This window comes from Mesorhizobium sp. Primo-A, assembly GCF_003997175.1.
Lineage (GTDB): Bacteria > Pseudomonadota > Alphaproteobacteria > Rhizobiales > Rhizobiaceae > Mesorhizobium > Mesorhizobium ciceri.
In genome coordinates this window covers 130,563-142,932 of the sequence record NZ_RZTG01000015.1, presented here as the reverse complement: position 1 = coordinate 142,932, position 12,370 = coordinate 130,563, and the positions used below count along the sequence as shown (strand labels likewise).

Here is a 12,370-nt window from a genome sequence, read left to right as displayed (position 1 = left end):
TTTTACATTAGGTGATACTAATATTTTGTGGCGCTGAGCTGCTTATCCAATACATAAAAAAGCGCAGTGTAATATATACGTTTGTTTAACGTCGGTTGTGCATCTTGCTGGCTTTCCCGGTCTAATTGAGAACGCGTATGCCGGTTACACGTCGTACACTGCTTGCGGCCGGGAGCGGCGGGTTGCTGATCTCGCAAGCCCGGGCGGCCAACACTCCAGGACAGCAGGCGGAGAACGCCCCAACGCCGATCGCGAGCGGCGATGCCTTGCGCATCGCAATGCCGGCCTTCGCTTCCAATCCGTTCTTCCCGGCCGACGGATCGGGGGACAATGGCATAGACATGGAACTGGCCCACGGCATCGCCGCGGCGCTTGGGGTCGAGCCGGTGTTCGACCGATCCGCCGCAACGTTCGACGATATCGTCAGACAGGTCAGTTCCGGACAGGCCGACATGGCGATTGGCAAGCTCAGCAGGACGCTTCAGCGCGGCCGGTCGATCATCTATTCCCGCCCCTACGCCATGCTGCGGCAAGGGCTGATCGCCAACCGCCTCAACCTGGCGCGTATCGCGCAAGGCAAGCCGCCAGAACAGATTGTCCGTGATTTCTCAGGTGATCTCGGCGTGATCGAGGGCTCTTCCTTCGCCACTTATGCGGCCACGACTTTCCCACATGCGCAAATCCATCGCTTGGCAAGCTGGGACCTGATCATCGATGCGATCCGAAACGGGACGATCGACATGGCCTATCGCGATGATTTCGAGATCAAGAAGCTGATGGTCGACGATCCGTCGATGACAGTCGTAGCGCGCTCCATCACGCTGACCGACAAGGTCGATACGATCGCAGTCGGCGTGCGGCCGGACAATCCGCATCTCGCGGCCTTTGTCGATCTGTATCTCGACCTCGCGCGGGGTCAGCAGATTCTCAACACGGACGAGATCATCGCCCGCTATCGCCTGGGGAGCAAAGCCTGACAATGGCCATCTCCGACGTAGCCGGACCCCTGCCTTTCGATTGGCGTCTCGCGGCAAGGCGTATCTTGCGATCGCCGGTGACGACGATTGCGATGATTGCTGCAGGAATCCTGTGCGGCCTCTACTATCCAGACTTTGCCCATGCGATCAGCCCTGTCGCACAACTCTACCTGAATTTCCTAAAGATGGTCGTCCTGCCCTATTTGGTCTCATCGGTCATCTTCTCCATCACGGCGATGGTCCAGGACCCGAAATCGGTCCGCTACCTCGGTAAGGTGGGTATGGCCGTGCTGGTCGTGTCGTTCCTGGCCGTGCTGGTGAGCGGCACCTTGTCGCTGATCCTGCAGCCGGGCCAGATCGAGAATCCCCAGTCGCGCATCGAGCTTGGCGAGTTCATCAATTCGCAAGGCAGCGTGTCCACCGATCTCGCCTTCCCGTTCCAGCCGCCGCCCTCCAATGGGGATCCCAGCGGCGGGCATTCGATCCTGCTCGACCTGGTGCCGAACAACGTCTTCAATGCGCTGGCCTCGGGACAGACCATCCAGGTTCTGCTGTTCTGCCTGCTTTTCGGGCTCGCGATGGGGAAGATTCCCCAGCCCTCGTCCATGAGCCTGACGCAGGCGCTCAACGCGGTCTACAGGGCCTGTACGGTGCTGACCAACTGGTTCATCTGGGGGTTGCCCTTTGCAACCTTCATCCTGATCGCGGACCAGACCGCGTCGACCGGAACCAAGCCGCTCACGCTGATGGGCGGTTACCTGCTGGTGATGGGTTTTTCCTGCCTCATATTCGTTGCCGGCGCCTTTGCCATTATCGCCATCCGGTCGCGACGAAGCTACTGGACGACGATCAAGACCTGCCAGCCCCTTCTCATGGTGGCCATCACCACACGCTCTACGGTCGCCTCGCTGCCGTGGGTCATCAACCTTTTGAGCGAGCGCCTGCGGTTCAGCCTGGTGGTCGTGGAACTGCTGGTGCCGCTGCAGGCGGCTTTGCTGCGTACAGGCCCGGCGCTGCTCTACACTTCGGGTGCGCTGTTCATCGCCCAGCTCTACGGCCATCCGCTTGCAGTCCCCGACCTCGTGCTCGTCGGCATCATCTCGGCGCTTCTCGCGCTCACCACCGGCGGCATGGGCAGCCTGCTCATCCTGTCGCAGATGTCCATCGTCTGCGGCTACCTGAAGCTTCCCTTCGAGGCGGCGTTCGCTTTGTTCGTCGCGGTGGATGCGGCCGTGGACACGTTCATGACGCTGGCCAGCGTCTGCACCGTCGCGGCGAGCACGGCAATGATCGCTCCCAGCCACAGGGAGGCGACACAGCCTGAAACCGTCTCGGAACAGCTCGAAGCCGAGCCTGCCGGATGATCGACGACAGCATCCGTCCCCAGCTCGGCATTATCGGCGGCCTGGGGCCGCTTGCATCGGCTGACTTCTACTTCAAATTGACCCGGATGACCCAGGCGTTCAGAGACAACGAACATGTGCCTGCCGTGATCCTCAGCGTACCGCAGCTGCCCGACAGGACCGAAGCCATCCTTGCCGGCCATGACGGCCCGCTGGCGCCTTTGAAAGCGGCGGTCGCGACGCTCAATGCGCTCGGCGTCGCCTGCGTCGCGATGCCGTGCAACACCGCCCATCATTGGTACGACCAACTGGCGGCGAATTCGCGCGCGGAAATCATCCATATCGGCGACGCCGTGGTGGCGGAGACGCGTCGTAGCCTGGAGCGGGGCCGGGTTGCTGTTCTCGCCACCCAGGGCACGCTGGTCTCCGGCTTCTATCAGGACAGGATGTCGGCGGCGGGATTTGAGCTCTGCCTTCCCTCGAACACCGAATTTCAGGCGTGCGTCGACAGCGCGATCAGCCTCGTCAAGGCGGGTTCGATCGCGGATGCGGCGGTTGAAACCGAGCGCGCGCTCGACATCGCGCAAGCGGCCGGCGCCGATGCCGCCCTGCTCGGCTGCACCGAACTGTCGGTGGTGGCCGCCAGCCTCAACGACGTGAATGGATTGCTCGTCATCGACAGCAATGCGGCCCTGGCGCGAGCCTGCCTGACGCGATTAGGGTTCGGTACGCAGGAAGCCCGAGGGCTGCCGACCGTATCGCGGCCGCCAGGACATGATTGGCCGATGCGCGGCAGCTTGGCCGTACTGGCGTAACCCGATCTAGACGCTCTCGAGGTATGTCTCGATCTCGAAATCGCTGACATTGAGCGCGAACGTGTTCAGCTCCTGGCGTTTGCAGGCCACAAAGGAGTCGCGCAGGATGGCTGGAAAAATCTCCGCCACATGCGTCCCGCTCTCGAAGGCGGCGATCGCGGATGCCCAGTCCGGCGGCAGCTTTGCCGGCGGAAGTCCCTGGCCGTCTGTGCCGATCGGATCACCTGGCGACAACTGTCTTTCGATGCCGGTCAGCGCGGCGCCCAATATGGCCGCGAGCACCAGATAGGGGTTGGCGTCGGCTCCCGATACGCGGTGCTCGATACGGCGAGCAGCGGTCGGCCCGCCCGGAATGCGGATCGCGACCATGCGATTCTCATAGCCCCAGGCGACCGCGGTTGGCGCATAGGATCTTGGGCGCAGCCTGCGGTACGAATTGAAGTGCGGCGCGAATACCAGCGTGCTCTCGGCCATTGCCGCAAGCAGGCCACCGACTGCATGGCGCATGGTCTCCGAGCCCTGGTCGGTGCCGTCGTCGAAGACGTTGCGCTCTTCACCGTCGACCAGGCTGAAATGAACGTGAAAGCCGTTGCCCGCCCGGTCGCCATAGGGCTTGGCCATGAAGCAGGCGGCAAAGCCGTGCTTGCGGGCAATGCCCTTCACCGTGCGCTTGAACAGCACCGCATCGTCAGCCGCCCGCAACGCGTCCGCGACATGGTTCAGATTGATCTCGAACTGACCGACGCCGTTTTCGGCGATGGCCGTGTCGACGGGAATGCCTTGCGTCCGGCAAGCCTCGTAGACGTCATGGATGAAGGATTCGAAATCGTCGATTTCGTCGATCGACAGCGCCGCGTCGGAATCGAGCCGGCGTCCGGTCACCGGCGAGACAGGGCCGACCGGCCGCTGCGATTGCGGATCGACGAGGTAGAATTCGAGTTCCGTTGCCGCGACCGGGGTCAGGCCCAGGGCCTTGTAGCGATCGAGGATGCGGGCCAGCGCCCGTCGCGGGTCGCCGAGATAGGGCGCGCCGCTTTCGTCGGCAAGCCACAGCGGGACAAGTGCCGTCGGATGCGCCGTCCAGGCCACCGGCAGAATGCCGCGCCCGGTCCATTGGCACAGTCCATCGGCATCGCCGGTCGAGAAAACCAGGCTGTTGCCTTCGATGTCTTCGCCCCAGACATCCAGTCCGATCAGCGAAAAAGGCATGCGCAGCTTGCCTTCCAGCGCCTTTCTTGCCTGCTCGACGGGAATGCGCTTGCCGCGCATGATACCGTTGAGGTCGCACACCGCCGCCCTGAGGCTCTGGATGTCGGTTCTGCTTTCAAGCCAGTTCAAAACGTCCGCAATTGCATCGCTCAATTTAAAACCTCTGGTTTTCGAAGGTGCCGCAGCCTGACCGGCCGCACGTCCCTGGTAAAAATAGCTGGTGAGTTTTAGGAAAACAGACGTGGCTGTCGCCAAGCGCTTTTCCTTATTTTTTCAAGTCACTAGCTGGTATGTCGGGAGGCATTTCAAAACCAATTGCGCGATCTGCGATCGCAACATAGAGGTTGGAGGGCGGAATGCCAAGCACGAGACGGTAAACCAGCGCGCAGCCGCTATCGGCGGGAGCGGCGAGTTCGCTGCGGTAAGATCTGGCGCACGCAGCGCCCGAGCCACGCTGTGCAAAACGGTCATCACAAATCTTGACCTCGCATGCACTTGCACCTCTGGCCGCTGTCTGGCTTTTTGGGGTACCCATCGCAACGGACTGATTCGCGTCATGCCGCTCGATTGCAATATGCCCAAGGCAGTCTGCGGGTGGGTCGTGAAGCGCGCGCAATTGACGAAGGAGAAACAGGCATGGCCGAGTTCAAGAAGCCCGAAATCTCCGAGATGAGACCCAAGATCACCGTTATCGGCGTCGGCGGCGGCGGCAATGCCGTCAACAACATGATCGCCGAGCAGCTTCAGGGTACCGAATTCATCGCCGCCAACACCGACGCGCAGGCGCTGACTATGTCCAAGGCGACGCGGCTGATCCAGCTTGGCGCTCATGTCACCGAAGGGCTGGGCGCCGGATCGCTTCCCGAGATCGGTCGCGCCGCGGCCGAGGAATCGCTCGACGAGATCATGGATCATCTGGCCGGCACGCATATGTGTTTCGTCACCGCCGGAATGGGCGGCGGCACGGGAACCGGTGCGGCTCCAATCATCGCCCAGGCGGCGCGCAAAGCCGGCATCCTGACGGTTGGCGTCGTCACGAAGCCGTTCACCTTTGAAGGCCGGCGCCGCATGCAGATGGCCGAAGAAGGCATCGAGCGGCTGCGCGAGAGCGCCGACACGGTGATCGTCATCCCGAACCAGAACCTGTTCAGGATCGCCGATGCCAAGACCACCTTCGCCGATGCGTTCGTCATTGCCGACCGGGTGCTCTATGCCGGCGTCAGCTGCATCACCGACCTCATCGTCAAGGAAGGCCTGATCAATCTCGACTTCGCCGATGTCAAATCCGTGATGCGCGACATGGGCCGCGCCATGATGGGCACCGGTGAGGCTTCCGGTGAAGGCCGCGCGATGAAGGCGGCCGAAGCCGCGATCGCCAACCCGCTGCTCGACGAAGTGTCGATGAAAGGCGCCAAGGGCGTGCTGGTCTCGATATCGGGCGGCAGGGACATGACCCTGTTTGAAGTCGACGAGGCCGCCACCCGCATTCGCGAAGAGGTCTACGAGGATGCCGACATCATCGTTGGCGCCATCTTCGACAAGGGCATGGAAGGCCGCTTCAGGGTCTCGGTCGTGGCGACGGGCCTCGACCGTGCTTTTGGCGCCGAGGATGCCGACGCCGGCATCGCGCGCGACCACGCCGGTCAGCCGCCGGCGCGCACGCTTCAATAGCGTTCGGTAAACGGGCAGGGCGCTGCCGCGCTCCTGCCCTCGATACCAGCGTTCAGCTCAGCCGAACTTCGGGTCCAGACTGCCCGACTTGTAGCGCTTGGCCATTTCGGCGACCGGCAGCGGCTTGATCTTCTGCGCGTTGCCGGCGGTGCCGAACTGTTCGAAGCGCTCCTTGCAGAGCTTGCGCATGGCGGCCATGGCCGGTGTCAGATACTTGCGCGGGTCGAACTCGCTCGGGTTCTCGGTCAGCACCTTGCGGATCGCGCCGGTCAGCGCCATGCGGTTGTCGGTGTCGATGTTGATCTTGCGCACGCCGTGCTTGATGCCGCGCTGGATCTCCTCGACCGGCACGCCCCAGGTCGGCTTCATCTGGCCGCCATATTTGTTGATGATCTCCTGCAGATCCTCGGGCACCGAGGACGAGCCGTGCATGACCAGGTGCATGTTCGGCAGGCGGCGATGGATCTCCTCGATGACGTTCATGGCCAGCACCGCGCCGTCCGGCTTGCGCGAGAATTTGTAGGCGCCATGGCTGGTGCCCATGGCCACCGCCAGCGCATCGACATGGGTGTCCTTGACGAACTCGACCGCCTGTTCGGGATCGGTCAAAAGCTGGTCGTGGCTGATCGCGCCTTCGACGCCGTGGCCGTCTTCCTGCTCGCCGCCGCCGCTCTCGAGCGAGCCGAGCACGCCGATCTCGCCTTCGACGGACACGCCGCCCCAATGCGCCATGTCGACGACGCGCTTGGTGATGCCGGAATTGTAGGCGTAGTCGGCCGGCGTCTTGCCGTCTTCCTTCAGCGATCCGTCCATCATGACGGAGGTGAAGCCGTACTGGATCGCGGTGACGCAGGTGGCTTCGTTGTTGCCATGGTCGAGATGCATGCAGACCGGAATGTCGGGATGGATTTCGACCAGCGCGTCGATCAGCTTGGCCAGCACCACGTCATTGGCATAGGCGCGCGCGCCGCGGCTAGCCTGCAGGATGACCGGCGACTTGGTCTCCTCGGCGGCCTCCATGATGGCGAGGCCCTGTTCCATGTTGTTCATGTTGAAAGCGGGCACGCCATAGCCGTATTCGGCGGCGTGGTCGAGCAATTGTCTCAGTGTTATGCGAGCCACCCAATAGTCTCCCGTATCTGGTTTCAAGCGCAACGTCGCGGGCCGGCCGGTTTGCCGGTCGGCCCTTGATGCTTCTGGCGGGATTTCAAGGGAACCGCAACCTTCGGAGCGCTTCTCGATCGCAATTCTTGTTGCAGGGTTGAAATCCGGCCAGTTTGACGACCTCAGGCCGCGATCAGGTCCCGCGCCGCCAGGAGTTGCACGCAGGCGTTCGCCGCTTCCTTGCCCTTGACAGTGAAGTGCTCGAAGAAGAAGCGGTGGTGCTCGGCGCTGTCGTGGTAGTTGTGCGGGGTGAGCACCGCCGACAGCACCGGCACGCCGGTCGACAGCTGCACGTTCATCATGCCGTCGATGACAGCACTTGCGACGAACTCATGCCGGTAGATGCCGCCATTGACCACAAAGGCTGTGCCGAGGATCGCGGCATAACGGCCGGTCCCGGCCAGGGTCTTGGCATGCAGGGGAATTTCATAGGCGCCGGGCACGTCGAAGATGTCGACGGTGAAGCGCTCGTCTCCCAGAGAGGCCAGTTCAGCTTCGAAGGCCTGTACGCACTGGTCGACGATGTCGGCATGCCAGCGCGCGCGGATAACGGCGATGCGGGTCGTTTCATAGTCTTTATGGGAATGCTGATTCATGGGTCCATCCTTCCGTTTCGAACCAGAATCAGGACGCACGATACGGATTAAGCCCGCAAAAAGCGGGCCGGCTTCCGTTTCGTCCTCTTCCATCCGGACTGTAACCGTCGGCTCCGGAATCACACCGGATCTGCTGACCTTTCCACTAGAGCGCCACGCGTCCCTTGGACGCGTAAAGGACGCTCTAGCACTTAAGAATCCACGCATTGATGCGTGGACCGGAAAGCGCTCGCGGGCTTGGGTAGAAACCCTTACCGCCGGTGGGGACTTTCACCCCGCCCTGAGAACATTAACGGCTTTGTATGAAAGGGCAGGACGCTGCTGTCAACCGTGAGAAGGTTGGGCCAAGCACGTTCGACTACCGCGTGCGCCACGCCGCCGCCGATGCGGCGATCAGCATGAGCAGTGCTGCAACCATCACGCAGACAGCAAAGCCGAAGTTGGAATAAAGCGGCCCGAAGCTGGTGGTGCCGACAAAGACCGCGAGGTAAGTCACCGCACTGTTCAGCCCCATGATCGTGCCGCGCCGCGACGGATCGAGCGCCGACAGGCGCATCACCAGGACGTTCAGGCCGAAATGATTGGCCAGTCCCCAGATTGCCACCATGGTCAAGGTCAGCCCGAAACTGTCGCTCGTCGCCGCCATCGCGACGTAGACGACGGCGACAAGAAGATAGGCAAACGGCATGACGCGCCGCGCACCCAGTCTGTCGATGACGCCGTCGAGCAGAGCAGCGGTGCCGAAGCCTATGCCGTAGGCAAGCGCCGCCAGGCCATTGGCACTCACCGGCTGTCCAAGCCCGACATGAAGATGGTCGCCGAGATAGCCATAGACGCCGTAGAACGAAGTCATGAAGGCCGCGCACGCGACCAGCAGCGGCAGGATTCCGGGAATGCCGAGCGCTTCCAGCGGGGCGGGCGCCGGTCCGGCCTTCCTGGTGTCGCTGAGCGACGTCACTGTCAGTCCCATCCATGCAAGGGCCGCAAGCACCGCGACCGCCACGAAAACGGCGCGCCAATGCACAAGATCGGCAAGCACGGCCGACAGCGAGACGCCGGCGACCATGCTGAGCGTCCATCCGGTCAGCACGACGCCGATCGTGCCGCTCTCCCTGCCCGGTGGGGCGATGGCCGCCGCGCTGGCATAGATCGCCGGCATGGCGACGCCGGCGGCGATGCCGGCCAGCAGCTGTGCGGCGACCAGCATGATCACCGTGGGTGCCGCGGCGCTGGCGACCAGCGCCAGTGCCAACAGCAGCAGTGCGCCCTGCAGCATTCTGCGAGCACCGAGCCGGTCGATGTAGCGCGCCAGGAACAGCGCGCTGGCAGAGGTGCCGAGGCCGAACGCGGCCGCCGCAATCATCACGGCCGGCACGCTGGTCCCGAACGACGAGGCGACAGCCGGTGCAATCGGACCCAGCACCAGCGAGTTCGAGCCGATGACCGCGATGCAGCCCGTCAACAGATAGGCAAGCGCCGGGATCGGGGCTCGGGCAGTCAATGGTGCAAGTTGATCAATGTTCGACATATCGGCATAATGGCCGTATTCTATTCAGCGGAGAACCAGGAATTTCGCCATGGATGAAGAAACAGATGGCATTCTGCAGAACAGGCCGGCGGCCCGCGATCTCGACGCGATAGACCGAAGAATATTAGGTGTCCTGGTCGATGATGCCACGATCAGCTACGCCGAACTCGGCGATCGCGTCGGCTTGTCGCCACCGGCAGCGCATGAGCGGGTCAAACGGCTCCGGCGCAGCGGCGCCATCCGCAACACGGTCACCATCATCGATCCCCGGGCGGTGAAAAAGCCTTTGCTCGCCTTTGTCCATATCGACACCAGGGGCTGGGGAAAGACGCCGGAACTGATGGCGGTCTCGCAATATCCCGAAGTGGAGGAAATCCATACCGTCGCCGGCGACACCTGCATGCTGCTGAAGGTCCGCACCGAAGACACCAGGGCCCTCGAAGGCCTTTTGGCGCGCCTCTACGAAACGCCGGGCGTCACCTCGACGCGCAGCTATGTGGTGCTCTCGACCTATCTGGAGCGGCCGGTGCAGCCGGGTATCACCGAGACTTGGCCGACACCCAAGCACATGGCCGAGCCTCTGTACTAGAAGCGAGCGGCTACGCCCGCTCGGGAAACATCTGCTTCAGGCCCTCGCGCGAGGCCTTGGCGACACCGCGCTCGGTGATCAGGCCGGTCACCAGCCGCGCCGGCGTCACGTCGAAGGCCGGGTTGGCCGCCGGCGTCGTCTCAGGCGAAATGCGCACCTGGGCAATCTCGCCGGCGGCGGTCTTGCCCCAGACCAGCGAGACCTCGTCGGCCGAGCGTTGCTCGATCGGGATTTCGGCCAGTCCGTCATGCACCGTCCAGTCGATGGTCGGCGACGGCAGCGCGACATAGAACGGCACGTCGTTGTCGGCGGCGGCGAGCGCCTTGAGATAGGTGCCGATCTTGTTGCAGACGTCGCCGTCGGCGGTGGTGCGGTCGGTACCGACGATGACCATGTCGATTGCGCCGCGCTGCATCAGATGGCCGCCGGCATTGTCGACGATCAGCGTGTGCGGCACGCCGTGCCCGGCCATCTCCCAGGCGGTCAGCTGGGCGCCCTGGTTGCGCGGCCGCGTCTCGTCGACATAGACATGGACCGGAATGCCGGCTTCTGTGGCCAGGTAGATCGGCGCGGTCGCCGTGCCGTAATCGACCGTCGCCAGCCAGCCGGCATTGCAATGGGTCAGGATGTTGACCGGCTCGCCCTTCTGCTTGCGCGCCGCGATCGCCTTGATGATGGTGAGACCGTTCTCGCCGATGGCGCGGTTGAGGCCGACATCTTCGTCGGCGATCTCACTGGCCCGCCGATAGGCGGCTGCAGCGCGTTGTTCGGTAGGCAAAGGCCGCAGGAAGCGCCGCATTTCGTCCAGCGCCCAGCGCAGATTGATCGCGGTCGGCCGCGTCTCGTGCAGGGTCTCCCACACGGCGTCGAGCGCTGCATCCGACGCATCGTCGGCCATCTGCATGGCGACGCCATAGGCAGCGGTGACGCCGATCAGCGGCGCGCCGCGCACCCACATGTCGCGGATGGCGGTGGCGATGCCGGCAACCGTGCCGATCCTCTCGATGCGGAAATCATGCGGCAGCCAGCGCTGGTCGATGATATCGACCGAACGGCCATCGTCGCTCAGCCAGATGGTGCGATAGTGGCGGTCGCCGACGTTCAAATGCTGCTCTCCTGTTCGATCAGCGCGGCCAGTTGGTTGACCTCGTCGATGCTGTGGATCTGGCGCCGGTTGACGGCGAGGTGGCGGCCGAATTTCAGCGCCTTTGCTTCACAACTGGCGCGCAGATCCTCGTCGGCAATGGTCTCGAAATCGGCATTGTGAGCGAGACCGAGGATGCGCCGGTGCACTTCGACGCCGGCAAAGCCTAGCAGATCGGTCCAGATCTGGTGCAGCACATGGTCGAGCGCCTGCTCTGAGGCAAGGATGTCGCCCTGGTCCTCGAACAGGCTCTTTTGGTAGAGCATGCCGGTGCGCTCGCTGCGCCATAGATGCGAAAACTCGGCGCGGAACACCGCCCAGGTCTCGACCGTCACACCGAGCAGATAGGCGCGCATGGCGTCGCGCTTGCCCTTCTGTTCGTGACCGCGTTGCGAGAAGAAGGACATCCAGAAATTGGCAAGCAGCATGCCGACGTCGAAAGCCATCGGGCCGTAGAAGGCGAACTCCGGATCGATCATCCGGGTCTCCGTGTCGGTGACCATGATCGAACCGGAATGCAGGTCGCCATGCAGCAGCGTTTCGGCATTGGCGGCGAAGATGTGCTTCAGCCGCTGCGCCTCGACCTTGAGGTCGCGGTCGGCGCGCAGTTCGGCGACCAGGCCGTCGAGCTGCGGCGAGGTGTGCCGGTTCATCTTGGCATCGAAATAGGGATCGGAGAACACGAGGTTTTCGGTGATGTCGCAAAGCTCGGCATTGTCGGCGAACAGCGCCAGATCGGCCTTGCGGTCCTTGGCGGTCATATGCAGGTCGGAGCCGCGAAACAGCGTGCGGGCCATGAACAGGCCGATATCCCGGGCGATGTTCGGCAGTTGGCGGCCGTCGATCAGGGCACGGCGCAGGATGATATGCGGCGGCGCAAGATATTCCATGATGATCAGCGCCTGACCTTCATCGAAATAATGGATCGCCGGCACCGAGCCCGGCGCGCGCGCCTCTTGCCTGGTCAGCGCGTGATATTCGAAGAAGGAGCGCTTCAACGGCAGCGGCCAGCTGTCGCCGACCAGGCGGACATAGGGCAGGGCCTGCTTGACCACGGCCGCACCGCTGGCGCCCTCGACGATGAACACCAGGTTGAGATTGCCGTCGCCGACCTCGCGGACCTTCCAGGCGCCGGTGTCCTTGCCGATCTTCGCGCACAGCGCCTCGTTGCCGCCAAGGCGTGCAGCCAGGGTTTCGACCGATAGGGCTTCGAACGGCAATTCTTCAGTCATCGTTATCCTCCCGCATATGCGCTTCCAACATAACGGAGGCGTGGCGGCCGGGCCAAGCTAGGAAGCGATCTGGCAATTGTCAATCGTGTTGACAATTGCCGA

At 63.1% G+C, this 12,370-nt stretch carries 11 protein-coding genes and 1 riboswitch; of the genes, 5 read left to right on the top strand and 6 right to left on the bottom strand.

The features are described 5' to 3' along the window. Positions 1 to 137 precede the first annotated feature (137 nt). Genes EOC83_RS26345 through EOC83_RS26335 form a run of 3 tightly spaced genes read left to right on the top strand, consistent with a single transcriptional unit; the run spans position 138 to position 3,135 of the window. On the top strand, positions 138 to 977 hold the full coding sequence (locus EOC83_RS26345; protein WP_063167599.1) for a transporter substrate-binding domain-containing protein: 840 nt from the start codon (positions 138 to 140) through the stop codon (positions 975 to 977). Positions 978 to 979: 2 nt separating this feature from the next. Then, complete coding sequence (locus tag EOC83_RS26340; RefSeq protein WP_063167600.1) at positions 980 to 2,341, top strand: cation:dicarboxylase symporter family transporter; 1,362 nt, start codon at positions 980 to 982, stop codon at positions 2,339 to 2,341. Then, on the top strand, positions 2,338 to 3,135 hold the full coding sequence (locus EOC83_RS26335; protein ID WP_063167601.1) for an amino acid racemase: 798 nt from the start codon (positions 2,338 to 2,340) through the stop codon (positions 3,133 to 3,135). The genes EOC83_RS26340 and EOC83_RS26335 overlap by 4 nt, the downstream gene beginning before the upstream one ends. 6 nt (positions 3,136 to 3,141) lie before the next feature. Here EOC83_RS26335 and EOC83_RS26330 read toward each other — a convergent pair whose 3' ends face one another. Continuing rightward, positions 3,142 to 4,497 carry a glutamine synthetase family protein gene (locus EOC83_RS26330; RefSeq protein ID WP_063167602.1) on the bottom strand — a complete coding sequence of 452 codons (1,356 nt, stop codon included), beginning with the start codon at positions 4,495 to 4,497 and terminating at the stop codon, positions 3,142 to 3,144. 483 nt (positions 4,498 to 4,980) lie between these two features. Here EOC83_RS26330 and ftsZ point away from each other — a divergent pair, with 483 nt between their 5' ends. Further along, positions 4,981 to 6,015 carry a cell division protein FtsZ gene (gene ftsZ, locus EOC83_RS26325; RefSeq protein ID WP_063167603.1) on the top strand — a complete coding sequence of 345 codons (1,035 nt, stop codon included), beginning with the start codon at positions 4,981 to 4,983 and terminating at the stop codon, positions 6,013 to 6,015. Between the two features lie 57 nt (positions 6,016 to 6,072). On the opposite strand, the gene fba is transcribed toward ftsZ, so the two are convergent. The 3 genes from fba to EOC83_RS26310 form a co-directional block, all read right to left on the bottom strand. Then, positions 6,073 to 7,137, bottom strand: a complete 1,065-nt coding sequence (gene fba / locus EOC83_RS26320) for a class II fructose-bisphosphate aldolase (RefSeq protein ID WP_013532928.1) — start codon at positions 7,135 to 7,137, stop codon at positions 6,073 to 6,075. A gap of 164 nt (positions 7,138 to 7,301) precedes the next feature. Continuing rightward, positions 7,302 to 7,775: a 6,7-dimethyl-8-ribityllumazine synthase gene (locus EOC83_RS26315; RefSeq protein WP_063167604.1), complete on the bottom strand. Its 474-nt coding sequence runs from the start codon at positions 7,773 to 7,775 to the stop codon at positions 7,302 to 7,304. A 77-nt stretch (positions 7,776 to 7,852) separates the two neighbouring features. After that, positions 7,853 to 8,067, bottom strand: a riboswitch (FMN riboswitch). A 66-nt stretch (positions 8,068 to 8,133) separates the two neighbouring features. Then, positions 8,134 to 9,303 carry an MFS transporter gene (locus EOC83_RS26310; RefSeq protein ID WP_063167605.1) on the bottom strand — a complete coding sequence of 390 codons (1,170 nt, stop codon included), beginning with the start codon at positions 9,301 to 9,303 and terminating at the stop codon, positions 8,134 to 8,136. A 49-nt stretch (positions 9,304 to 9,352) separates the two neighbouring features. Between EOC83_RS26310 and EOC83_RS26305 the strand changes: the two genes are divergently transcribed. Beyond that, entirely contained in the window at positions 9,353 to 9,892 is a 540-nt protein-coding gene (locus tag EOC83_RS26305) for an Lrp/AsnC family transcriptional regulator (RefSeq protein WP_013532925.1), read from the top strand. 10 nt (positions 9,893 to 9,902) lie between these two features. Here the strand turns inward: EOC83_RS26305 and mtnA are convergent, their stop codons facing one another. Beyond that, positions 9,903 to 10,997: an S-methyl-5-thioribose-1-phosphate isomerase gene (gene mtnA / locus EOC83_RS26300; protein WP_013532924.1), complete on the bottom strand. Its 1,095-nt coding sequence runs from the start codon at positions 10,995 to 10,997 to the stop codon at positions 9,903 to 9,905. Next, positions 10,994 to 12,268 (bottom strand): S-methyl-5-thioribose kinase, encoded by a 1,275-nt coding sequence (gene mtnK / locus EOC83_RS26295; RefSeq protein WP_063167606.1) that lies wholly within the window; start codon positions 12,266 to 12,268, stop codon positions 10,994 to 10,996. Before mtnK ends, mtnA begins: the two co-directional genes overlap by 4 nt. Between the last annotated feature and the right edge of the window lie 102 nt (positions 12,269 to 12,370).